Origin of the sequence: Shewanella sp. Scap07, from assembly GCF_013394145.1 — a bacterium.
GTDB classification, from domain to species: Bacteria; Pseudomonadota; Gammaproteobacteria; order Enterobacterales; family Shewanellaceae; genus Shewanella; species Shewanella waksmanii.
Genome location: NZ_CP041329.1, coordinates 2,605,938 through 2,628,929, shown reverse-complemented (window position 1 = coordinate 2,628,929; position 22,992 = coordinate 2,605,938). Strand labels below are relative to the sequence as shown.

Below are 22,992 nucleotides of genomic sequence, written 5' to 3'. Positions count from 1 at the left end.
GTTTATTTTACCAGCCCTGTGAAACCCATAAAGGCTAATGACATTAAACCTGCGGTGATCATCGCAATGGCACCGCCCTTAAAAGGTAATGGCACATCAGCAGCTGCTAGCCGCTCACGCATCGCCGAAAACAAGATAAGTACCAAAGAGAAACCTGCAGCAGCGCCAAATCCGTAGAACGCGGACTCAATAAAATTATGATCTTCGTTAATGTTTAACAAAGCGACACCTAAGACCGCGCAGTTGGTGGTAATCAACGGCAGGTATATGCCCAGTGCCCGATGGAGCGATGCACTGGTTTTCTGTACGACCATTTCGGTAAATTGCACTACTACAGCGATAACCAAAATGAAGGCCATGGTACGCAGGTAGCCCATATCAAAGGGCAGTAGCAAGTATTGGTTGACGAGGTAACTAATAATAGATGCAAGCGTTAACACAAAAGTCGTCGCCATTGACATGCCAATGGCGGATTCGAGCTTGCTGGAAACGCCCATAAAAGGGCACAATCCAAGAAATTTAACTAATACGAAATTGTTGACTAGCACAGTGCTAACCAGCAATAGGAGATATTCACTCATCTCTACTAATTATCTTATTTAATTTATGCGCATATTATCGACTTTTCTAAGCGTATAAACAACACATAGAATGCAGGGATTAACCAATAAGCGCGCTAATTGGACGCGGTTTCGCCACCTTTGTTTCTAAATGCCTGCGGCTGAGCAATATAGTAGCCTTGCAGGCCATCGACGAGTAATCGCTCCAGTGCCAGTTTTTCTTCTTGTCTTTCAACGCCACAAGCAATAACTCGAATAGCCAAGCGTCTGGCGATATCAATCATCATTTTGACGAAAAATCGATTGTTAGTGTCTACATCAATCGACTCTGCGTAGCTGCGATCGAGCTTAACGAAGTCAGGGCGTACTTGTTTGAAAAACTTAAATGAAGTCAGTCCCATACCAAAGTGTTCGACACTGACTCTTGACCCTACACTGTGGATCTCATGGACTAGCGAATGTGCTGCTTTAAAATTAGTTTGTAATCCTGCTTCATTAACTTCAAAGACTAATCGCGCTGCGATGTGGCGTTGACGGCCCAATACATCTTTTAACCACGCGACGAAAGAGGGCTGCATGGCCGATGCGCTGCTAATGTTAATGCCAAAAGCACCTTCAATACTCGGGTCTTCTAGCAACATTCTAATGGTGCTGAGAATAATGAGCTTATCGAGCTCAACACTTTTACCGTGTCGTTCTGCCATAGCGATAACGGTGGCAGTGGGTAAAAATTTCCCTTCGCTGTTATAAAAGCGCGCTAATAATTCTTTGTACACCTGCACTTCGCTGCGACAAGGCGAGATAGGTTGCACGTAAAACTTAAGTGCACGGCGTTGTATTAAATCTTCTATGGCTTCTTGCCAGCGTGTATCGCCGTATAGCTCATCTCCATTAAGTTTTTCTTGAACATGAAAGCTGTTTGGGCCAAGGGTTTGAGCGATACTGACAGCGGCATCAGCCAAGGTTAGTAATGGCACGGCTTCAGTGCCTTGTTGATAGGGAACTAAGCCCGTATGGCCAATGGAGTCAGCGTTAATGGTTTGTTGGTACTCATTAAAATGGGTTTTAATCGCTGCCAAAAACTGTTGACTATCTTTGATGGTAATATCGGAGATAATCACCGCAAAATCGCCAGTTGAGATCCGATAACACTGGGCATGTTCATATTTTACCGCACAGTTTGAAATGATTTCTGCGATTTTAGCCAAGTAGCTATCACCGGCTGAGCGGCCTTGAGATTGATTAATACTGCCAAGCTCAGTGGCTTTTACTAAGGCCAAAATTCCGATCCGGCTGTTTTTACCATTAGTAATGGTGTCTAAATGCTCGGTAAATTTTTGCCGAGTACCTAGGCCTGTGATCGGATCCTGGTAGGCTTCTTTATTGAGAGCAACGAGTTCTTTCTCGTAATTCGCTGTCGTTTGCGCCAATTGTGCTCGGCTATTGTCGAGCGCTTGGGCGAGTGGTTTAAACTGGCCGCTCAGTTTTGATTGCTCAAGTGCGGCGAATTTATGTTCACTGAGATTTTGAATGTAGCTGGCGGCATAACCAATACTGACCGCTTGCTTGCGCATCATTAAGCTAAAAATGATGGCTAATATTACGTACGCAGCGATTAAGGCCAGTAACCATGAAGTAAAGTCATTTAGTGCGGCATCGATAAGTTGACTGGTATCTAAACGCACTTGCAAACGTCCGCCAGGGTAGGTACGGGTATCGTCTAAATCAATATTCAGCCAAGATGTAATGGCATTATCTTGTTTATCTAAACTGCCATGGGTGTAACTTAACTCGTTATCGTCTGTGTGGATGTATTGAAAAAATTGCAGGTCATACTTTGCTGCCAGTTGGCGATAAAATGCCTTACCGTTGGCTGCATCCATGGTTTTTAATTGACTGGATTGTTGATACTGCGCGAGCTGTTGCTCACCAAATTGGTGTAACTGTTTTTTCTCGACAAAAAGTCCCGCGATTGCGATTAGCGCAAACACAGTAAGTAAAACTAGATGAAAAGATTTTGAGACGCTCATAAAGAATCCGTTCCACTAACTTGATATGAGTAATAAAGAATATCGAATAAGTGTAACTGATTAATGCTTAAAGCGAAATTGATAAAGGGAATTTTGTAGGAGGGTGTAGTGGCTCCCCAGACTGGACTCGAACCAGTGACATACGGATTAACAGTCCGCCGTTCTACCAACTGAACTACAGGGGAAGCGTAATACTACAACTTGTACTTGTTATCGAAGTGGCTCCCCAGACTGGACTCGAACCAGTGACATACGGATTAACAGTCCGCCGTTCTACCAACTGAACTACAGGGGAATCGCATAACTTCAATAGCATTATTAAGTAAGTGGCTCCCCAGACTGGACTCGAACCAGTGACATACGGATTAACAGTCCGCCGTTCTACCAACTGAACTACAGGGGAAACGCTATACTTAAATTTTATTAAACTTGGCTCCCCAGACTGGACTCGAACCAGTGACATACGGATTAACAGTCCGCCGTTCTACCAACTGAACTACAGGGGAATCGTGTTTAATCAGGTAAATACCTGTTTGTCTTCAATTTAATAATTGCTTTGGCTCCCCAGACTGGACTCGAACCAGTGACATACGGATTAACAGTCCGCCGTTCTACCAACTGAACTACAGGGGAATCGTTAAAGCAACTCGTCGTTGAAGACGGAGCGCATATTAAAGCGCTCTTGAATTCGAGTCAACTCAGCAGCCAAAAAAAAGTGTAATTATGCTGTTAAGTGCTCATCTAATGCGCATCCTGACGTCTTAACAGGCAATTTGGTCATCAAGTATACTTTTCTTTAGTGGTTAGAGATAGATAGTTTGATTCATTTGTATGGATCAACTTCAGTAGCGTGTGGTTGTTTTAGTCAGCTTTAATCGCGCAGGCACTCAACTAGGAAAGCGCTTTCACTGTAAGCAAAGTTTCAAATGTAATTAAATTACACCATAGCAATAACCAAGTTCAATAAACGCTAATGGTCGTTAAAGTCCCGTGATAACTGGCCTTGTGGCACTTATCCACTAAATCTGTGGATAAACCTGTGAGTTATGTTTAAAAATGTGTTTCAAACCCTAGTAACAAGGGCATTGGACTTAAATTGCACACTTTTACTGGTTATTTTTTAATCCTTTTAAAAACAGGCGATTAGAAAAATCAATAACAATTTAATTTCCCGCTGTAAGCTGTTGCCAATATGTAACAGTTTCACGGTCAACTTCTGTGTATTAATTCGCTTGTTTTATTGGGTTTGTGGCTGTTTTTTGAGCTTTTGAGTGCTAATTTCGTGTTGTGTAAAACTTTCATTTTTCTATCATCAAAATGTCATCTCTCAAGGGTAGTAAAGGTTTGGCTTTCGTCGATGGTGTCGATTAAACTAATGCACTTGATTTTAAAGGAGTGGTGGTACGTGAGCGATTCTCAGTTTCAGTTAGCATCTCATTATACGCCTGCTGGCGATCAACCAACGGCGATTAAAAAATTAGTCGAAGGGTTGGAAGATGGCATTGCGCGGCAAACGCTGCTCGGGGTAACAGGCTCAGGCAAAACTTTCACTATTGCCAATGTGATCCAGCAGATGGCTCGGCCCACTATTATTATGGCGCCTAACAAAACGCTGGCTGCGCAGCTGTATGGGGAGATGAAAGAGTTTTTCCCAAATAACGCGGTAGAGTATTTTGTTTCTTACTATGATTATTACCAGCCTGAAGCCTACGTGCCTTCTACTAATACCTTTATTGAAAAAGATGCATCGGTAAATGCCCACATTGAACAAATGCGCCTATCTGCGACTAAGGCACTATTAGAAAGAAAAGATGTTGTGTTAATCGCTTCGGTGTCGGCAATTTACGGTTTGGGCGATCCTGATTCCTATATGAAGATGCTGCTGCATCTACGTCAGGGCGATTACATGGGACAGCGAGATATCTTAACTCGCTTGAGTGAGCTGCAGTACACCCGCAATGATATCGAACTGCAACGTGGTACGTTTAGGGTACGTGGTGAAGTGATTGATATTTTTCCAGCTGAATCGGACCGCGATGCGATTAGAGTCGAGTTGTTTGATGATGAAATTGAACGCTTAAGTTTATTTGACCCGTTAACAGGTCATATCAACCAACGCATTGCGCGAACGACTGTGTATCCTAAGAGCCATTATGTTACGCCGCGTGAAAAAGTGCTGGCCGCCACCGAAGAGATAAAAGAGGAGTTGCGGTTACGTCGCCAGGAGCTACTTGACAACAATAAGCTTATCGAAGCGCAGCGAGTCTCTGAACGGGTGCAATACGATATAGAGATGATGACCGAGTTAGGCTATTGCAGCGGCATTGAGAACTACTCTCGCTATCTCTCTGGCCGTCGGCCGGGGGAAGGTCCACCGACCTTGCTTGATTATCTCCCAGCGGACGGGTTACTGATCATTGATGAAAGTCATGTTACCGTGCCGCAGATCGGTGCCATGTATAAAGGTGACCGCTCTCGAAAAACCAACTTAGTCGAGTATGGGTTCCGCTTGCCGTCTGCATTAGATAATAGACCGCTTAAATTTGAAGAGTTCGAAACCTTAATGCCGCAAACCATTTTTGTTTCGGCCACACCCAGTGCTTATGAAATTGATAAGAGTGAAGGTGAAATTGCTGAGCAAGTGGTGCGCCCGACCGGATTGTTAGATCCGGAAATAGAAGTTAGGCCAGTTGCGATACAGGTTGATGACTTGCTTAGCGAAGTTGCCAAGCGGGTGGCGGTTAATGAGCGCGTATTAGTGACCACGTTAACTAAACGCATGTCAGAAGATCTCACCGAATATCTTGATGAACATGGCGTTAAAGTGCGCTATTTGCATTCCGATATTGATACGGTAGAACGGGTAGAAATTATTCGTGATCTACGTCTGGGTAAATTCGATGTACTCGTCGGGATTAACTTGCTACGTGAAGGCTTAGATATGCCAGAAGTATCGCTTGTGTGTATTTTAGATGCCGATAAAGAAGGCTTCTTGCGCTCAGAGCGTTCACTAATTCAGACGATTGGCCGCGCGGCACGTAATGTAAACGGTAAAGTGATTCTGTATGCTGATCGCATTACCGATTCGATGAAAAAAGCGATGGGAGAAACAGAGCGGCGCCGTATTAAGCAGCATCAACACAATCTTGATAACGGCATAACTCCAAAGGGCGTGGTCAAGAAAATTACTGACGTCATGGATGTGGGGGATAGTGGTGAGCAGCAAGATGCAACCGCTCGCACCCAGGCATCTAAAGTCGCTAGCCCGCAAGGCCACTATCAAGTGGATGATGCCGCTTCACTCAGTCATCGTATTGATGCGCTGGAGAAGCAAATGCATGAACATGCTAAGAACCTTGAATTTGAACAAGCAGCGGCGCTCAGGGATCAAGTCAAACAACTGCGTGAAGCACTTATTAGTGCATAAACAAGCTTGAGCACGGCTATCAACAGTCGTGCTCAAAGTTTTCTTGTTTGGAGTAAGCGAGCTTTCTAGGAACGCCTTTAAAAGCTAGCTTTTAGCGGTGGGGTTAGGCCAGCGTGTTATGGCCAGGTAACCGATGAAAACTAACACGCCTGCTAGCACACCAATGAGATGGGACTCGGTTGCAACTCTTGCGTTGATTAAATTTGATACCTGCTCGGTGGCACCATTGACATGCTCATAGGAGACTTTTGCAATCACTCCTAGTAACAGTAGGTAGCCAGCTTTCATTTTGTGTTGAATTTCTTTCAAGGCACCAAACGTAAAGTAGCCATGTAAAATGCCGCTTAAGCCCACGTAGCCAATTAGACTTGGGTAAAACAGGTACAAGCCTAAGCCTTCTAACAGTGATAGTGAGGCGAATAGAATAAGTAGCCCTTTGCCATTATAAAAATGATAGTGCAGGGCGGTAATCACCCACATACCAGCTAAGTTCATTATTAGATGCCAATGGTTGGTGTGCAGATAGTTACCACTAATCAGGCGCCACCATTGGCCGCTATCGATTTGTACTCGCTGGTAATTAAGCAAGTCACTTACCGGCATAAAATACATCAATACACTGAACAACGTAATAATGACAACGCTAAGCACACTGGCTGGTATCGATTTCAACTGTTAGCCTTTTTGCTCAAGCTGTTGCATGACTTGCGCTTGATTATTGAGGTAATCATCTAAGCCTTTTTGGCGTAACAAACAAGCTGGGCAGGTACCACAACCACTGCCAATAATCCCGTTGTAACAGGTGAGGGTTTGATCTCGAACTAATGGCAGTTGTTGATATTTGTCAGCTAATGCCCAAGTTTCAGCTTTATTTAACCACATTAACGGAGTGACGAGTGCCAGCTTTCGGTCCATGCCTTGTTCTAGTGCTGACTGCATGGCTTTAATAAATGAGTCACGGCAATCGGGGTAACCAGAAAAGTCAGTTTCACACACACCGGTGATCACAGCTTGCGCGCCAATTTGATAGGCATATATGCCCGCTAGGGTAAGAAACAGGATATTACGGCCAGGAACGAAGGTATTTGGTAAGCCATTATCCATCAACTCATTGGATACTGGGATATCATCTCGGGTCAGTGCTGAAATCGCCAATTCGTTGAGCATGGTAACATCAAGCACTTTATGGCTTTTTAATCCCAACTGTTGGCCGAGTGTTTTGGCAACTTCAATTTCTTGACGATGGCGTTGACCATAATCAAAGGTAATAGCGTGTACTTCATCATATTGGGTTAATGCTTGTACTAGACAGGTTGTGGAGTCTTGACCTCCACTAAATACCACGACAACTTTCGACATACAGACTCACGGGTAGAAATTTTGCCTATAGTGTAACTGACCGCTATGGCCTTGTAACTATCCTTGTTTGCTTAGCGCGGGTACTAAATAGCCGAGTGATCTAGGCTAAAGACTTGCTTGTTGCCTTAAAATCTTCTATAAAAGCCGCCCCAGTGTTTGAGGTAACTATGAATTATCCTGTTAACGAAGTATTTGAAACCATTCAGGGCGAAGGTATGTTTACCGGCGTCCCCGCCATTTTTGTTCGCTTGCAGGGTTGCCCTGTAGGTTGCGCTTGGTGCGATACGCAGCATACCTGGGAAAAGCTTGCCCAAAACCAAGTGTCGCCTGAGCAGGTAATTCAGGTTGATGGCAGCATAGGTCGTTGGTCAGAAATGACAGCGAAGGAGCTCATCGGCCATTTCACTAGAATGGGATTTAGCGCCAGACATGTAGTGATCACCGGTGGTGAGCCTTGTATGTATGATTTGCAAGATTTAACTACAGCGCTCGAGCAGGCAGGTTACCGCTGCCAGATTGAAACCAGTGGGACTTTTGAGGTTAACTGTAGCGTAGATACTTGGGTGACAGTATCGCCTAAGATCAATATGAAAGCGGGTATGATTGTGCGCCAAGATGCGTTGCAGCGTGCCAACGAGATTAAACACCCTGTAGGGTTGATGCGTCATGTTGAAGAGTTGGATGCTTTAGTAGCAGACATTGATACCACCGATAAGGTCATGTGCTTGCAGCCTATTAGCCAGAAGGCAAGAGCCACTGAGCTGGCTATGCAGGTCTGTATTGATCGCAATTGGCGTTTATCAATTCAGACCCACAAATACCTTAATATTGATTAGTCGTCGTTAAAAAATGGGCTAAGCAGCGCTTCATATTCACTAGTATCACCAATATTGTTAGCTACCCATTCGTCGTTATAGTAGGTATCGAGATAACGCTCTCCGGCATCGCAGAGCAAGGTTACAATGGAACCCTGTTGTTGATTTTGCTGCATCTGTTTCGCCAACATTAATACGCCGTATAAATTGGTACCTGTTGAAGGGCCGGTTTTGCGGCCAATGGATTTTTCCAACAATCTTATACAGGCGATAGAAGCGGCATCGTCAACTTTGATCATATGATCGACCACCCCAGGAATAAAAGACGGCTCAGCTCTTGGGCGGCCGATGCCTTCTATTCTACTACCATTATCACACGTCAGTGTGGTATCCCCAGTTTTAAAGTAATCAAAAAAGACCGAGTTTTCGGGGTCGACTACACATAGCTGAGTGGTCTCTTGCTGGTAGCGAATATAGCGACCAATGGTCGCCGAAGTGCCGCCAGTACCGGGACTCATGACAATCCACGTTGGCGTTGGGTGGGGTTCTTTTTGCATTTGATCAAAGATGGCGTTGGCAATGTTATTGTTACCACGCCAATCGGTTGCGCGTTCAGCATAGGTAAACTGGTCCATATAGTGACCGTTGAGTTCCTTGGCTAGCCGTTGTGATTCAGCATAGATTTCGCTTGAATGGTCAACAAAGTGGCATTGGCCGCCATAGAACTCTATCTGTTGTACCTTCTTTTTGGCTGTGCTTTTTGGCATAACGGCAATGAAAGGTAGGCCTAGCAATCTTGCAAAGTAGGCTTCTGAGACTGCCGTACTACCTGAGGATGATTCTATGATGGTGGTTTGCTCTTGGATCCAACCATTACACAGTCCATAAAGGAAGAGTGAGCGGGCAAGGCGGTGTTTCAAACTGCCTGTTGGGTGGGTACTTTCATCTTTTAGATAAATATCGATGCCAGAAAGTGCAGGTAGAGTTAGCTTAATTAAATGTGTATCAGCACTACGTTGAAAGTCCGCTTCTATTTTTCCTATCGCTTGATTGACCCACTGATTTGCCATCGACTACCTCTTATTCAAAAATTGACACTTAAATATAGCTCTAAGTTATATGTAATAACCTATGGGAATGAGTATAAGCACTCCATAGTCTAATTACGACCTAAGAAAGGTAGAAAAGTTTGCTTTTTTGTTGGCGGATAGAGATTAAGGCGCAGAGGCTAATGCAACGCACCAGGAAGCGATTAATGTGAAAGGGGTGGCAATAGCGATATCTCGAGCGTGAACTTCTATTAACTGCTAAAGGCTTTTTACTGGGCTGATGGCTTTTTACAGCGCTAATGGCTTTATACAGGACTAATGGCTTTTATACGCAGCGAATGGTTTATAGCGGGCTAATGGCTTATATAAGTGGCTAAGGGCTTTTATAGACGTTAGTTACCTAGATAAGTTTACACTGCGATAATTAACAGCGAGCAATGGCGTGTTTTGCAATGTAGCGAGCGTGGAAAATGAAGCGAAAAATTGTTGCTAAGAGATTTACTTAAAGGTTAGAGAGTCAAGCAAGAGAAAAATGGTGGAGGGAGAAGGATTCGAACCTTCGAAGGCTGAGCCGTCAGATTTACAGTCTGATCCCTTTGGCCACTCGGGAACCCCTCCACAGATTTTCTATTCAATTGTAGCAAAGATGGTGGAGGGAGAAGGATTCGAACCTTCGAAGGCTGAGCCGTCAGATTTACAGTCTGATCCCTTTGGCCACTCGGGAACCCCTCCACGAATATCTTTAATTCAATTGTCGCAAATGGTGGAGGGAGAAGGATTCGAACCTTCGAAGGCTGAGCCGTCAGATTTACAGTCTGATCCCTTTGGCCACTCGGGAACCCCTCCTCAATTGCGGCGGCAATAGTAGTCAGAAACGTCGCTGCTGTAAAGACCCAATTTAAACTTTTTACTAAAGTTCGCTATCAAGTGGTCGATAAAATACCAAAGAGTTGTTTTGTTGATGTTTTTTTATGCGAACTAATGAGTTATTAATCAATGAGTCACATTTAGGTACGCGCTTAAATGGGGCGGTATCCGGTGCTCGTCGCGGTGAATTTGCGCTGCTGCTGGCTTTAATGTCGAGTGATGCGCGCGATATGGCGCAATTTTTGGCCCGGAGCAATGACGACGCCGATACCAACAAGCTAAGGGCACAGTTTGAATTGGGGCCAGAGCAACCAATAGTGGCTCATTTTGAGCAAGCGCAAGTGATAGATAATAGCGACGAGTATCAACGGGCTGGTTTAACGGCCTTTCGTTTAAAGCAAGGCCTGCGACCAGAAGCTTTGGTTAACCGTGGTGAGGTAGAATCTGCAATGGTAGAAGTGTTGGCTAATACCGACCCAAGTGCGCGAATGGGTTATCTCAACCCCAATCAAGCTAAAAGTGAAATATATTCTCAAGTCCCCTATTTTTCAGAACAACTAATTGCTCAACGTCAGTTTGCAGAATTAATAGTGTGATTTCGTGAGCTTGAATTAGATAGAGTGGCAAATAGTCGATATACTTGGTCAGGTCAATATCTCGGAGAGTACGATGAAAAATATTCAGCAACGCCAATCTGACTTAGTTAATGATACTTGCAATGACTGTGGTAGTTATGCCGATATTGGTGCAGTAATAGACGAACATGATACGGTGTTAATATTACAGTACAGCCTTGAACAGCAGCAAACTGTTGATGAATTAGTCACTAAGGCTCAGTCTCGTTTTGACGACGTCAGGGCAGATATCACCCAAGATGACGCTATGTTGACATTAAAGTTACAATTTCAATTTAGTGCCGAAAAAATGATTTTTCAGTTAGAAAATCATATTTAGTGCATATTGATACCGCCTAGAGTTGCCATTATGTAAATAAATCGTGTAGGCTGGTTCACTTATCAATAAATAATATAATTATTAAACACTTTACCGTCATTGAATAAGGATAAAGTGACTGACGAGCGTATTTTGACTTGTCATTTTTTAGGGATACATGTGAAGACGCGAGATTATCAACACTTGTTGGAGTTGATCGTTAACTCCACTGCGAAGCAAGAAGGTGATTTTACCCGAACGGCCGAATTAGCGACGGAGTTGTTGTGTCAGCAACTCGCCGTTAAGCATGTCGGCGTGTCAGCAATCTGCAGTGATACCGATGCAACCACAGAAATTGCGACATACGGACCACAGTTTAAACACCAAGTGGTTCGCCCTCAGCCAAGCTTATGTGCAAACTATCTGCTCGAGTTAAAATCTAAGCGCCATATTGCCTCCGATGATACCAAGTCAGATCCACGACTGAGTGAATTTGCCGAAGCCTATTTTAAGCCTCGTGGTATCAATGCTAGCCTTGAAGTCGCTATTCGCATTAATGGCCGTTTAGAGGGCGTCTTGTATCTTGAGCGCAAGGATTTCTTAGCTTGGACTGAAAGCGAAATACACATCGCGTCACAAGTGGCGGACCAATTAGCGCTGACATTAGCCACCCATAATGCTTATGAGAAAGATGAGCGACTCACTTTACTTTCAAGCGCCATGGAACAATCAGAGCAAATTAGCATGCTAGTTAATTTGCGCACCGATATTATCGAGTATGTCAATCAAGCTCATGAAGTGATATCCGGCACGCCGCTGAGTAAAGTCAAAGGCAAATCGGTTTTACGCTTAGACTTTTTTAGGCAACACCCTGAAATGGCTAATGCTGCACTGAGCCGAGTAAAAGAGGGCATAGTTGCCAAAGGGGAGACGGAGATCACCCGCTCTAATGGCGAGCGCTATTGGCTAAGGTTTAGTGCAAAACAGTTTATTACTCAACGCGGTAATCATTATGCATTGATCTGCGCTGAAGATTGTTCTGAGGAGATGAGTTATAAAACGGATTTGGAGCGTTTAGCCTGGCGCTGCTCGCTAACCGGCTTGTACAATCGCTCATTTTTTAATAAAGAACTGGATAAATGCACCGAAGGACATCTATTTCTTGTCGATCTACGTGGTTTTAAGCGATTTAACGATACTTATGGCCATGAAAAGGGTGACGAGTTACTCATTGAAATAGCTCGGCGCTTGCGCCATTTTGCTCGGGTAAATAAAACCGAGCTGCTTGCCCGTGTAGGAAGTGACGAATTTGCACTTATCGTCAAATCGCCAGCTCAAGCTGGTGACTTAGACTACTTATTAAAACGCCTCTACCACCAGCTATCGCAGTCGGTGCTAATTGGTCGAGATAATGTCGATCCTAAACCTGCCATCGCGATAGTGGATATTGCATCAGTTGAGCAACTGTTTGCACCGTTGACCTGCGCTGATATCGCGCTGCAGTATGCTAAAAAGAAGCAGTCAGATGCGATTCAAGTGTTTAACAATGCGTTACTCAATGCCTTTAAAGAAGATGCGCAGATAGAGCGCGACTTACAAACCGCACTGCGCAGTCGAGAATTTGAACTCTATTATCAACCGTTAAAAGATTTACGTAGTCAGAGCTACATTGGTGCTGAGGCGCTGATTCGTTGGCATCACCCCAAAAAAGGCGTGTTGTATCCAGGTGCATTTATCGATATTGCTGAGCAAACAGGCATGATCACCGCCATTGGGGAATGGGTGCTAGAAGCCGCTTGTCGCCAGCTTAATTTGTGGCAACATCATGATGTCACCATTTCTATGCATGTGAATGTGTCTGCGAGGCAGTTCTTTAGCGGCAATTTGTATGATCAAGTGTGGGAAATGCTAACGCGTTATCGTATTAAGCCTGGCACCTTAATACTGGAGATCACTGAAACTGAGTTAATGGAAGATATCGTCTACGCAACTAATTTGTGTAAGGAGCTCTCGGATCTAGGAGTAGGGCTCGCCATTGATGATTTTGGTACCGGTTACAGTTCGATGCGCTACCTAAAGCAGTTCCCCATTAGCAAACTTAAGATTGATCGCTCTTTTATTTCGGATTTAAGCGTCAGCCATGAAAGCCGTGAAATTGTCAGTGCTATTATCGCAATGGCATCTGCGTTGAATATTTCCTTAACGGCCGAAGGGGTGGAAACCCAAGAGCAAGAAGCCTTCTTGGCCGATCACCTTTGTCATCAGGCTCAAGGGTTTTTGTATAGCCCAGCGTTAAGAGAAGCTGATTTTAGTGCCTTTCTTAACCAGGAGCAGGGGATGTTAGTTCATTAACACCTAGGCAGTGAACGGCCGGCTTATTAGCCTTTATTCATACAGCATTGTTTAAACTTTTTGCCGCTGTGACAGACACAAGCCATATTGCGTTTTGGCGGCACCGCCTTGAACTGTTTACCACTTGTATACCACCAGCGCTGCTGCTCAAATACAAAATCTGATTGCTCATGAATGGCATCCAATCCATGTTCTGCAAGGTACCAAGCCTGAAAAGTCACACTGCCTTTTGTCTGCTGGTTAGCAGAGCTTATCACCTGTAAACCAATCCATTGAGTTGGTTCTTGCCCATCTAATACCTGCTTGGTTAACCCACCTAAATAGTCTCCATGGTGAGTATCGATTAGATACTGATGTTGCTGCAACACAAAAGCACTATAGCGGCTGCGCATTAACGTTTCTGGGTTGTTGGCTAATGAATGACCTAAATGGTAGGGCTCACAACAGTGGGTGTAGGGTGTTCGTTGCCCTTGTTGCTGTTGACCGCAAGGGCATAAAAGAGGCTTTTGATTCACTTTGATTGGGCACTTTCCAAAGAGGGTAACGCACTGAATTGGCGACCGTAATAAAGGTTAGGTGTTGGCTTTGCATTGAAATAAAACGACGGATCAGAGCGGTTACTTGTATCAACGGTGAGGACCCATTGACCATTTTGTTTTTTCTTCGATACGTTGACAAATTTACCAGAGAACTCGCTTACTGGCTCACCCGCATCGACTGGCGGATGGAAGCGAATAAGGTAGTAGCCAATATCGGTGGCATTTTTCGATTCCATTTGTCGTTCAATGACTCTGAAATCCACTTCAATTCGCGCATTTTTGTGTTTAATCTTACCGAAGAACTTATTGTACAGGTCGAGAATGTTCTCTTTCCCCATGGTAATTTCTTTGCCTTGGCTTTCTGGTATATAGCAGGCATTGTCATCGTAAACACTGGCTAGCTTATCAGTATCTAAGTGCTCAAATGCCTCGGTAAACTGCACATAAAAATGATTAAGCGCTTTATGCTCATCATTGCCAGCTTGTAGAGCAGAGCTGAATAGTGTTGCGAGGACAAATAGGCTTAACAAGGGTTTAAAAGCGGTCATTAAGTTTTCAAAGTTGCCAATACTATTGATACTATAATGGATGGTGCAATTGATCTAAAGTTATAGATCTTAACAAAGTGTGTATTTAAGGCAGTTAACCTTGCATTGATGCCCTTGCTGATTAATTTAGCGTATATTGTCCTAGCTCCGTTGTATTAAGAGGCCGATTATGAAAGATGATGCTGCGCTATTTCTAGCTGAAATGGCTGATGTAAAGCCATTAACACAAGATGGCTCTGTCTTGCCACAGACTAAGGTCGATAACAGCGCTCAACAATTAAAATTACAGCGTTCACGGCTGGCGTTGCAGTTACAAAAGCTAACCATAGAACCTGGTTCGATCGCCCCAACCAAGCCCGATGACATTTTGAGTTTTAAAAACCAAGGTGTGCAAAAAGCAGTATTTAAACAGTTCAGGTTAGGACACTACCCGGTTCAGGCGAGTATCGATATTCATCAATTCAGCGTTATTAAGGCCCGCAGTGAGTTGCTAGAATTTTTAACCCATGCAAAGCAGATGGAATGGCGCAATGTGCTGGTGATTCACGGTAAAGGTGAAAAAAGTCGACCTTTTCCAGGTTTGATGAAATCTTTTGTCAATGACTGGCTGATGAATATCGAGGGAGTCATGGCGTTTCACAGTGCCCCACAACTGATGGGGGCAACGGGTGCGTTATTAGTGATGTTGGAAAAATCAGCGAATCAAAAAATGATCGCCCGTGAGACTAATTACAAAGGTGCTGGAGTAAGATAGCCTGCTAATCATCAGGCTATCGTTTTAAACTACCATCCACATTGGCGGTTTGCGTTTTGGTTTTGTTCATCTAACCAAGTTTGTAGAGGCGCAAAGTAATCTAGTACAGCCGACGCATCCATTTGCTCTTTACCGGTGACGACGGCTAGCGCTTGAGGCCAAGGCTGGCTTTGTCCCATTTCTAACATGGTATTAAGCTTCGCGCCTGCCTGCTCATTGCCGTAGATACTGCAGCGGTGCACAGGACCTTCATTGCCGGCAATATCACATAGCGCTTTGTGAAACTGGAACTGCAAAATATGGGCTAGGAAGTAACGAGTGTAGGGCACATTACCCGGTACATGATATTTAGCGCCAGGATCAAAGTCAGTTTCATTACGCTCAGTCGGCGCCATCACGCCTTGATATTTTTGTCGTAATTCCCACCAAGCCTTGTTGTAGTCTTGGGGCTGGATTTCACCACTGAAGACTTTCCAGCGCCATTGATCAATCATCAAACCAAATGGCATAAATGCGACTTTATCGAGTGCTTGTTTTAATAGTAAGCCAATATCTTTTGAGGCGTCAGGCACCTCATCAAGCAGGCCAATTTGTTTTAAATAACTAGGGGTAATACTTAGGGCAATCGTGTCGCCTATCGCTTCGTGGAAACCATCATTAGCGCTGTTTTTGAAAATAAAGGGTTGAGATTTGTAGGCGCGTTGATAGTAATTATGACCCAGTTCGTGGTGTATCACGGTAAAGTCTTCAGCTGTTTTTTGAATGCACATTTTAATGCGGATATCGTCTAGATTATCCAGGTCCCAAGCTGACGCGTGACAGACGACATCTCTGTCTTGAGGTTGCACAAACAGCGAACGTTGCCAGAAAGTTTCAGGTAATGGCTCAAAACCAAGCGATGAGAAAAACTGTTCGGCTTGTTGTACCATTTTAATTTCATCATAGCCATGTTGAGCTAATAGCTCAGTGACATCATACCCGGGATCGGCATTATCTGGCGCGACAGTATTATAAACATTGCCCCATTGCTGGGCCCACATATTACCTAACAGGTGAGCAGGAATCGGGCCTTGCTCAGCCACAACGTTATCACCATATTTTTGGTTTAACTCTCCGCGAACATAACAGTGTAAAGATTCATACAAAGGCTGCACTTGGCCCCAAAGACGATCAAGCTCGGCGGAGAATTCATCGGGTTGCATGTCGTATTGACTACGCCAAAGTTCTGAGAGGGTAGCGTAACCGAGATCTTTTGCCCCTTCATTGGCGAGCTCGACTTCGCGTTCAAACAAAGGTCGCATCGGTTTGGCGATTTCACGCCAACCTTGCCACACCTCTAACAAAAGTGCCGGATCGGCGGATTCACCCATAATGGCAGAAAGCTCGGGCTGGGTTAAACAACGACCATCCTCAAAGCAATATTTACCTTTGCCGTATAAGCCATTCAGCTCTGAACTGATCTTTGCCAGCTCTGCATTCTTGGCAGGATCTAATGGAGCGGGCAGCACTAAAGAACTACGTAAAATATTGAGTTTACGTTTATTAACCTCATCTAGAGGCAGTTCGGCATATTGTGCAGCTTGGGTAGCAAACTGAACGGAGGTGGCAATCTGCTTCTCAGCGACTTTAGCTGACAACGCTGCGGTATCATCGGTTATGAAATTGCTGTATATCCATTCGGCGCGGTTTTGTTCAATAGAGATTGCGGCAAGTTCCGCCTCAGCGCTGTTAATAAAGGCTTTAGCCTCGGCTATTGTCGGTTTTTCACTATGGTTTTCAATTTGGCCTTGATCGCTATTTTCTTTATTGTTTGAGCAAGCTGTTGAGACTAAGCTAAGCGCAATTGCAGCGCTGACTAAGGTCAGTTTTGATGGGAGCATCATGTTTATTTCATCCTTGTTATTCTTTTCACAAATAGTTTACCTATTTTTAGACTGGATAATAGCTTTTGCCGAGTCAGTACAACAAAAAACGTATTTACCTAGCTAAAGCACCCGCTAAGCAGCAATTAAGTTTGACAATAAGTGAACTAGTGTTTAATTTAAACGCACGTTTTAAATAACATCTACAAGGTCACGGAATGGCTAATCGATCCGACACAAAAACAAGAATATTGGATGCTGCTGAAAAGCTATTTGCTGAGCGTGGTTTTTCTGAAACATCTTTACGATTAATCACCAGTAAAGCGGAAGTTAACTTAGCGTCTGTCAATTATCATTTTGGTTCTAAAAAAGAGCTTATTCGCGCTGTGCTTGCTCGCTATTTAGATAGGTTTATGCCCGCGGCTGCGGCAGAAATTATCAAGTTGCAACAGGACAACACCGCCAGCTTGGACGATATATTCTCCTGCTTGGTGCAGCCATTGTTAGATCTTAATGATTTTAAAACAGAAGGGACTCGTACCTTCTTACAACTGCTAGGCCGTGGCTATATTGAAAGCCAAGGTCACTTACGTTGGTTCATTACCACCCACTATGGTGAGTACTTATCAGAGTTTGTTAAAGCCGTCGCGGATAGTGCACCACATATTCCCCCAGCAGAGATGTTTTGGCGACTACACTTTACCTTAGGTACTGTTGTATTCACTATGGCATCGGCTGATGCGTTAACAGAGATCGCTGAAGCTGATTTTGGTGAACATAATGATATCGAAGATGTGATCCGCAAGGTTATTCCCTATCTATCTGCGGGTGTTGCTGTGCCTATAGCAACAAAAACGGCTTAGGAGTGCTTGTATGACCCTGTTTATTTTAGTGCTATTGATTATTATTGTGCTGTTTACGGTAAAGAATATCCGTATGCAGTTCATCACGCGTCCGGTGTTTAGTTTTTTTAAGAAAGTGCTACCACCGTTATCGGCTACTGAGAAAGAGGCGATGGAAGCGGGTGATGTATGGTGGGAAGGTGAGCTGTTTAGAGGTAAGCCTAACTGGGATACATTACATAGTTATGGTAAGCCTCAACTGAGTGCTGAGGAAAAAGCGTTCATCGACAATCAAGTCATGACCGCCCTGACGATGATCGATGATTTTGATATTGTTCAAAATCGTAAAGATTTACCACCGGAACTTTGGGAATATTTTAAGAAAGAGGGCTTTTTTGCGCTGATTATTCCTAAGCAGTATGGCGGACGCGCATTTTCAGCTTATGCTAATTCTACGATTGTCAGTAAGCTGGCAAGCCGCAGTGTCAGTGCGGCTGTATCTGTTATGGTACCCAACTCACTGGGCCCTGGAGAACTACTGACTCATTATGGCACCCAAGAGCAACGCGATCATTGGTTGCCATTATTAGCAACGGGTGAAGCCGTTCCTTGTTTCGCGTTAACTGGTCCTGAAGCGGGAAGCGACGCCGGTGCCATTCCCGATGAAGGGATTGTTTGTCGCAAAGAGGTAAATGGTGAGTCGGTATTAGGCTTGTCACTGACTTGGGATAAACGTTATATCACGCTAGCGCCAGTGGCGACCGTATTAGGGTTAGCGTTTCAAATGCGCGACCCTGAAGGCTTACTGGGTGGCGATGAAGATTTAGGCATTACTTGCGCTTTAATTCCTACCGATCATGACGGCGTTGAAATTGGCCGTCGCCATAACCCGCTAAATATGGGCTTTATGAACGGCACAACAAAGGGTGAAGATGTCTTTATTCCATTGGATTGGATTATTGGTGGCCCACAATATGCCGGACGTGGTTGGCGCATGCTGGTTGAATGTTTGTCAGCGGGACGGGGGATCTCTTTACCTGCATTAGCCACAGCATCGGGTCATACGGCGACTAAAACAACGACTGCTTATAGTTATGTTCGGCACCAGTTTGGCCTTGCAATTGGTCAGTTTGAAGGCGTACAAGAAGCGCTTGCTCGTATCATTGCTAATACCTACCAGCTTGAGGCTGCTCGACGCTTGACCACTACAGGTATTGACTTGAAGGTTAAACCATCAGTTGTGACTGCGATAGCCAAATATCATATGACAGAGTTAGGCCGTGATGTGATTAATGACGCGATGGATATTCAGTCAGGTAAGGGCATTCAGTTAGGTCCAAAAAATTATCTTGGTCACGGACATATGGCTACGCCGATTTCAATTACCGTTGAAGGCGCCAATATTCTTACCCGCAGCTTGATGATTTTTGGCCAAGGTGCGACACGTTGTCATCCTTATGTACTTGCAGAAATGGAAACCGCTGCGATGGAAAATGAGGCCGATGCGTTAGAGCGTTTTGACTCGTTGCTGTTAGGTCATATGGGTTATGCGTCACGTAATGGCGTGCGTGCCTTTATCAGTGCATTAACTGGTAGCCGCTTTAATACTGCACCAGTCTCTGGTGTGACTAAACAGTATTATAAAGATATGACTCGGGTTTCATCAGCGCTAGCGCTAATGACCGATCTATCAATGTTAATGTTGGGTGGAGATTTAAAACGCAAAGAGATGCTATCTGCAAGAATGGGCGATGTACTCAGTGAACTCTACTTAGCCTCAGCAACGTTAAAGCTGTTTGAAGATAACGGCCGTCAGCATGACGATTTACCGGCAGTACATTATGTGATGCAACTGCGTCTAAAGAATGCGGCAAGTGCACTGCAAGGGGCGATACGTAATTTCCCTAACCCAGTTGTTGCTTGGGTAATGCGGATTGTTATGTTCCCACTTGGTAATCATTTTAATGGTCCAAGCGATGCATTAGCGACTGAGCTTTGCCAGTCTATGTTGCAACCTGGTCCTGCGCGTGATCGGCTTACCTTTCTTTGTCCCGACTTCGAAGGTGATAAGGGCGGAATTGCAGAAGTTGAAGCGGCATTTATCGCACAGCATCAATGTAAGAGCATTTATGCCAAATTGAAGCAAGGCCAAAAAGCAGGTTCGCTGCCTAGAAAGCTCACTAACTTAGCGCTATTTGAAGCCGCAAAAGCGCAAAATATCATTAGTGAGGATGAGCACAAGCAATTGCTAATCGCTAACGAGTTACGTCTCGATGCTATTCATGTTGATGACTTTGAATCACTTTAAGTAAAACAATAATAAAAAAGGAACGCCAAGGCGTTCCTTTTTTTATGGCTTAATGCCAGTCAAACTTCAATCAAAGCGCTAGCTTGATTATGCGACGATAAGCACCTTACAGGTATTGGTGCCGCCAATGGTTTCCATTGCATCACCTTTGGTCATCAATACCATATCGCCACTTTGCAGATCACCGCTAGAGGCTAGGGCATCAAGCGCTTTTTGCGCTAGTTCATCAGCCCCATATTGGGTTGAATCAAAATGCACTGGCTTAACACCGCGATAAAGTGCCATTTTAGCCAAGGTAACGTCATGACGCGATAAGGCATAAATAGGCAACGCTGAGCTAATACGGGACATGAGTTGTGGCGTTGCGCCAGATTCAGTTAGCGCAACAATCGCTTTGACACCTTCTAAATGGTTAGCTGCATACATAGTCGATAACGCAATGGTTTCTTCAACCGAACTGAATTTCTCATCCAGTCTGTGTTTCGACACTTGTACACTTGGGTGCGCTTCAGCACCAAGACAAACATTTGCCATCGCTTGAACGGTTTCTTCTGGGAAGTCACCTGCTGCTGTTTCTGCGCTGAGCATGACGGCATCTGTGCCATCAAGTACCGCGTTAGCCACATCCATGACTTCTGCACGGGTTGGCATCGGGCTGGTGATCATTGACTCCATCATTTGAGTGGCAGTAATGACGCTTTTATTCAGTTGGCGAGAGCGGCTGATCAGTTTTTTCTGCACAGCAACAAGTGCAGGATCTCCAATTTCAACACCAAGGTCACCACGAGCAACCATTACCGCGTCAGATGCTAGAATGACATCATCCATCGCTTCGTCGCTGACAACGGCTTCTGCACGTTCAACTTTAGAGACGATAAGTGCTTGGCTGCCGGCTTGTTGTGCCAGCTCACGAGCATAATTAAGATCGGCACCACTACGTGGGAATGATACTGCTAGATAATCTACCTTAATTTGCGCCGCAGTCACGATGTCACGTTTGTCTTTTTCAGTCAGTGCAGCAGCTGAAAGTCCGCCGCCTTTCTTATTAATGCCCTTATTGTTAGATAGGGGACCGGCAACGGTAACTGAGGTATGGACCTTTTTACCTTCGACGCGTTCAACTTTAAGTTGTACACGGCCGTCATCTAACATTAGGATATCGCCAATGGCTACATCATCAGGTAGTGCTTTGTAGTCGATACCAACTTGGTTTTCATCACCTAAGCCTTTATCTAGCTCTGCATCTAAGACAAAAGCTTGGCCTAATTCAAGTTGAACTTTCTTGTTATCTTTAAAGGTAGATACGCGGATCTTTGGACCTTGTAGATCGCCAAGAATAGCAACATGAACACCGAGCTCTTTGGCGATGTTGCGAACATCTGTCGCGCGTTTTAAATGATCTTCTGGTGAGCCGTGAGAGAAGTTTAAGCGAACAACATTGGCGCCGGCTTTGATGATACGTCTAAGGTTATCATCTCTGTCGGTTGCGGGACCCAAAGTCGTAACAATTTTGGTTCTGCGGAACATGACATACTCCGTTAAGTTTTAATTAATCTAACCCTATCTTAACAGACAATATTAAGTTTTGTAGGAAAATTACGAACAAATTGATCTATTTCAATATTATAGTTTTGTGACGTGATTCATTCATTTGGGTAAAAAAAAGCGCAAGAGAAGCCCCTTGCGCCTTATTTTTGTTACTAAACTGACTTAAATTATCGGATCTTTATCGATACGAGATTCTTTTAGCACCTCTTTAACGCGCTTGAGACTCTCTCTAAAGCGAGGTCCACGTCTTAGGGTGAAACCGGTCGCGAGTACATCAATAATCACTAATTGAGCTAATCTAGACGCCATAGGCAGGTACATGTCGGTATCTTCTGGTACTTCCATGGTCACTGGCAGTGTACATTCGGTTGAGAGCGGAGAGTTACGTGCAGTAATTGCAATGACCGCAGCGCCGTTCTCACGTGCTAACCTTGCTATGTCTATCAATGACTTAGTTCTACCTGTGTGAGAAATCAACACCACAACATCACCTTCTGCACTGTTAATACAGCTCATACGTTGCATCAATACGTCATCAAAACAGATCACAGGTACGTTAAAGCGGAAGAACTTATTCTGTGCATCATGGGCGACAGAAGCAGACGCGCCCAAGCCAAAGAATGAGATTTTCTTAGCCTGAGTAAGAATATCAACCGCTTTATTTATGGCGGCGGTATCCATGCTTTGGCGGGCTGTATCTAGCGATGCCATGGAAGATTCGAATATCTTAGTGGTATAAGAATCCGGGCTATCGTCCTCTTCTACATGGCGGCTGACATAGGGCGTACCATTGGCCAAGCTTTGCGCTAGATGCAGCTTAAAGTCAGGGAAGCCCTTAGTATCCAGGCGGCGGCAGAATCGATTCACAGTGGGCTCGCTGACATCAGCCATTTTGGCTAAGGTGGCGATACTTGAGTGAATGGCTGTTTGCGGTGAAGCCAAAATAACCTCGGCCACTTTGCGTTCAGACTTACTAAAATGGGTTAGGCTCTTTTGAACCTTTTCTAGGGTATTCATATGCGTACATCCACTCGATAGTAATGTAATTATATTTATTCTTTTATGTCATTAACGAACCAAACAAGAAAGTGCTAAAGTTTGGCTTGTATGGCGAATTATGATTTAACTACTTGTCAAAGTTTCTACTAGATATAGTAATTTAATCACAAAAAGCATATCAGATTTTGACCGCTTGTTGC

18 protein-coding genes and 8 tRNA genes are annotated in these 22,992 nt (G+C 44.4%); 8 read left to right on the top strand and 18 right to left on the bottom strand.

From position 1 onward, the window contains the following. Positions 1-2 precede the first annotated feature (2 nt). From rsxA to FLM48_RS11525, 7 genes are all read right to left on the bottom strand, one after another. Positions 3-581, bottom strand: a complete 579-nt coding sequence (gene rsxA / locus FLM48_RS11555; RefSeq protein ID WP_028775093.1) for an electron transport complex subunit RsxA — start codon at positions 579-581, stop codon at positions 3-5. 95 nt (positions 582-676) lie between these two features. Continuing rightward, positions 677-2,590, bottom strand: a complete 1,914-nt coding sequence (locus FLM48_RS11550) for an EAL domain-containing protein (protein ID WP_179024735.1) — start codon at positions 2,588-2,590, stop codon at positions 677-679. A gap of 109 nt (positions 2,591-2,699) precedes the next feature. Beyond that, positions 2,700-2,775, bottom strand: a tRNA-Asn gene (locus FLM48_RS11545). A 34-nt stretch (positions 2,776-2,809) separates the two neighbouring features. Continuing rightward, a tRNA-Asn gene (locus FLM48_RS11540) sits at positions 2,810-2,885 on the bottom strand. Between the two features lie 32 nt (positions 2,886-2,917). After that, positions 2,918-2,993: transfer RNA gene (locus FLM48_RS11535), tRNA-Asn, on the bottom strand. Between the two features lie 27 nt (positions 2,994-3,020). After that, a tRNA-Asn gene (locus tag FLM48_RS11530) sits at positions 3,021-3,096 on the bottom strand. 51 nt (positions 3,097-3,147) lie between these two features. Beyond that, positions 3,148-3,223 (bottom strand) — tRNA-Asn (locus FLM48_RS11525). A 772-nt stretch (positions 3,224-3,995) separates the two neighbouring features. Between FLM48_RS11525 and uvrB the strand changes: the two genes are divergently transcribed. After that, positions 3,996-6,017, top strand: a complete 2,022-nt coding sequence (gene uvrB, locus FLM48_RS11520; RefSeq protein WP_028775095.1) for an excinuclease ABC subunit UvrB — start codon at positions 3,996-3,998, stop codon at positions 6,015-6,017. An 84-nt stretch (positions 6,018-6,101) separates the two neighbouring features. Here uvrB and rrtA read toward each other — a convergent pair whose 3' ends face one another. Both rrtA and queC read right to left on the bottom strand, forming a co-directional pair. Next, positions 6,102-6,689: a rhombosortase gene (gene rrtA / locus FLM48_RS11515; RefSeq protein WP_256870916.1), complete on the bottom strand. Its 588-nt coding sequence runs from the start codon at positions 6,687-6,689 to the stop codon at positions 6,102-6,104. A 3-nt stretch (positions 6,690-6,692) separates the two neighbouring features. Further along, entirely contained in the window at positions 6,693-7,376 is a 684-nt protein-coding gene (gene queC, locus FLM48_RS11510; RefSeq protein ID WP_179024733.1) for a 7-cyano-7-deazaguanine synthase QueC, read from the bottom strand. A 167-nt stretch (positions 7,377-7,543) separates the two neighbouring features. Here queC and queE point away from each other — a divergent pair, with 167 nt between their 5' ends. Beyond that, on the top strand, positions 7,544-8,212 hold the full coding sequence (gene queE / locus FLM48_RS11505; protein WP_179024732.1) for a 7-carboxy-7-deazaguanine synthase QueE: 669 nt from the start codon (positions 7,544-7,546) through the stop codon (positions 8,210-8,212). Here queE and FLM48_RS11500 read toward each other — a convergent pair. The 4 genes from FLM48_RS11500 to FLM48_RS11485 all read right to left on the bottom strand — a co-directional run bounded on the left by FLM48_RS11500 (position 8,209) and on the right by FLM48_RS11485 (position 10,086). Further along, a complete protein-coding gene (locus tag FLM48_RS11500; protein ID WP_179024731.1) occupies positions 8,209-9,261 on the bottom strand; it encodes a PLP-dependent cysteine synthase family protein in 1,053 nt (350 codons plus the stop codon). The two genes, queE and FLM48_RS11500, sit on opposite strands and share 4 nt — an antisense overlap. A gap of 512 nt (positions 9,262-9,773) precedes the next feature. Continuing rightward, positions 9,774-9,858: transfer RNA gene (locus FLM48_RS11495), tRNA-Tyr, on the bottom strand. 29 nt (positions 9,859-9,887) lie between these two features. Then, positions 9,888-9,972: transfer RNA gene (locus tag FLM48_RS11490), tRNA-Tyr, on the bottom strand. A gap of 29 nt (positions 9,973-10,001) precedes the next feature. Next, positions 10,002-10,086 (bottom strand) — tRNA-Tyr (locus tag FLM48_RS11485). Positions 10,087-10,211: 125 nt separating this feature from the next. On the opposite strand from FLM48_RS11485, the gene FLM48_RS11480 reads away from it, so the two are divergent. The 3 genes from FLM48_RS11480 to FLM48_RS11470 all read left to right on the top strand — a co-directional run bounded on the left by FLM48_RS11480 (position 10,212) and on the right by FLM48_RS11470 (position 13,392). Beyond that, complete coding sequence (locus FLM48_RS11480; protein WP_179024730.1) at positions 10,212-10,703, top strand: VC2046/SO_2500 family protein; 492 nt, start codon at positions 10,212-10,214, stop codon at positions 10,701-10,703. A gap of 73 nt (positions 10,704-10,776) precedes the next feature. Then, positions 10,777-11,061 (top strand): DUF406 family protein, encoded by a 285-nt coding sequence (locus FLM48_RS11475; RefSeq protein ID WP_028775101.1) that lies wholly within the window; start codon positions 10,777-10,779, stop codon positions 11,059-11,061. A 159-nt stretch (positions 11,062-11,220) separates the two neighbouring features. Next, positions 11,221-13,392 (top strand): EAL domain-containing protein, encoded by a 2,172-nt coding sequence (locus tag FLM48_RS11470; RefSeq protein WP_179024729.1) that lies wholly within the window; start codon positions 11,221-11,223, stop codon positions 13,390-13,392. Between the two features lie 26 nt (positions 13,393-13,418). Here the strand turns inward: FLM48_RS11470 and FLM48_RS11465 are convergent, their stop codons facing one another. Then, the gene (locus FLM48_RS11465) at positions 13,419-13,907 is read right to left on the bottom strand and encodes a YchJ family protein (RefSeq protein ID WP_256870915.1); all 489 of its coding nucleotides are present in this window, start codon (positions 13,905-13,907) and stop codon (positions 13,419-13,421) included. Then, positions 13,904-14,479 (bottom strand): nuclear transport factor 2 family protein, encoded by a 576-nt coding sequence (locus FLM48_RS11460; RefSeq protein ID WP_028775104.1) that lies wholly within the window; start codon positions 14,477-14,479, stop codon positions 13,904-13,906. Before FLM48_RS11460 ends, FLM48_RS11465 begins: the two co-directional genes overlap by 4 nt. A 169-nt stretch (positions 14,480-14,648) precedes the next feature. Between FLM48_RS11460 and smrA the strand changes: the two genes are divergently transcribed. Continuing rightward, the gene (gene smrA / locus FLM48_RS11455; RefSeq protein WP_051484738.1) at positions 14,649-15,233 is read left to right on the top strand and encodes a DNA endonuclease SmrA; all 585 of its coding nucleotides are present in this window, start codon (positions 14,649-14,651) and stop codon (positions 15,231-15,233) included. A gap of 29 nt (positions 15,234-15,262) precedes the next feature. Here the strand turns inward: smrA and FLM48_RS11450 are convergent, their stop codons facing one another. Beyond that, positions 15,263-17,116 carry a M2 family metallopeptidase gene (locus FLM48_RS11450; RefSeq protein WP_179024728.1) on the bottom strand — a complete coding sequence of 618 codons (1,854 nt, stop codon included), beginning with the start codon at positions 17,114-17,116 and terminating at the stop codon, positions 15,263-15,265. A 197-nt stretch (positions 17,117-17,313) separates the two neighbouring features. On the opposite strand from FLM48_RS11450, the gene FLM48_RS11445 reads away from it, so the two are divergent. Both FLM48_RS11445 and FLM48_RS11440 read left to right on the top strand, forming a co-directional pair. Continuing rightward, positions 17,314-17,958: a TetR/AcrR family transcriptional regulator gene (locus FLM48_RS11445; protein WP_028775107.1), complete on the top strand. Its 645-nt coding sequence runs from the start codon at positions 17,314-17,316 to the stop codon at positions 17,956-17,958. 10 nt (positions 17,959-17,968) lie between these two features. Then, a complete protein-coding gene (locus FLM48_RS11440) occupies positions 17,969-20,245 on the top strand; it encodes an acyl-CoA dehydrogenase (RefSeq protein ID WP_179024727.1) in 2,277 nt (758 codons plus the stop codon). Positions 20,246-20,332: 87 nt separating this feature from the next. Here the strand turns inward: FLM48_RS11440 and pyk are convergent, their stop codons facing one another. After that, the gene (pyk, locus tag FLM48_RS11435) at positions 20,333-21,772 is read right to left on the bottom strand and encodes a pyruvate kinase (RefSeq protein WP_179024726.1); all 1,440 of its coding nucleotides are present in this window, start codon (positions 21,770-21,772) and stop codon (positions 20,333-20,335) included. 183 nt (positions 21,773-21,955) lie between these two features. Then, entirely contained in the window at positions 21,956-22,810 is an 855-nt protein-coding gene (locus FLM48_RS11430) for a MurR/RpiR family transcriptional regulator (RefSeq protein ID WP_028775110.1), read from the bottom strand. Between the last annotated feature and the right edge of the window lie 182 nt (positions 22,811-22,992).

Excerpts from the sequence above, each read along its gene's own strand:
- rsxA (WP_028775093.1), bottom strand. The coding sequence starts at position 581 with ATGAGTGAATATCTCCTATTGCTGGTTAGCACTGTGCTAGTCAACAAT.
- FLM48_RS11480 (WP_179024730.1), top strand. The coding sequence starts at position 10,212 with ATGCGAACTAATGAGTTATTAATCAATGAGTCACATTTAGGTACGCGC.
- queC (WP_179024733.1), bottom strand. The coding sequence starts at position 7,376 with ATGTCGAAAGTTGTCGTGGTATTTAGTGGAGGTCAAGACTCCACAACC.
- FLM48_RS11450 (WP_179024728.1), bottom strand. The coding sequence starts at position 17,116 with ATGATGCTCCCATCAAAACTGACCTTAGTCAGCGCTGCAATTGCGCTT.
- pyk (WP_179024726.1), bottom strand. The coding sequence starts at position 21,772 with ATGTTCCGCAGAACCAAAATTGTTACGACTTTGGGTCCCGCAACCGAC.
- FLM48_RS11475 (WP_028775101.1), top strand. The coding sequence starts at position 10,777 with ATGAAAAATATTCAGCAACGCCAATCTGACTTAGTTAATGATACTTGC.
- FLM48_RS11430 (WP_028775110.1), bottom strand. The coding sequence starts at position 22,810 with ATGAATACCCTAGAAAAGGTTCAAAAGAGCCTAACCCATTTTAGTAAG.
- FLM48_RS11550 (WP_179024735.1), bottom strand. The coding sequence starts at position 2,590 with ATGAGCGTCTCAAAATCTTTTCATCTAGTTTTACTTACTGTGTTTGCG.
- FLM48_RS11445 (WP_028775107.1), top strand. The coding sequence starts at position 17,314 with ATGGCTAATCGATCCGACACAAAAACAAGAATATTGGATGCTGCTGAA.
- FLM48_RS11460 (WP_028775104.1), bottom strand. The coding sequence starts at position 14,479 with ATGACCGCTTTTAAACCCTTGTTAAGCCTATTTGTCCTCGCAACACTA.
- FLM48_RS11500 (WP_179024731.1), bottom strand. The coding sequence starts at position 9,261 with ATGGCAAATCAGTGGGTCAATCAAGCGATAGGAAAAATAGAAGCGGAC.
- smrA (WP_051484738.1), top strand. The coding sequence starts at position 14,649 with ATGAAAGATGATGCTGCGCTATTTCTAGCTGAAATGGCTGATGTAAAG.
- queE (WP_179024732.1), top strand. The coding sequence starts at position 7,544 with ATGAATTATCCTGTTAACGAAGTATTTGAAACCATTCAGGGCGAAGGT.
- FLM48_RS11440 (WP_179024727.1), top strand. The coding sequence starts at position 17,969 with ATGACCCTGTTTATTTTAGTGCTATTGATTATTATTGTGCTGTTTACG.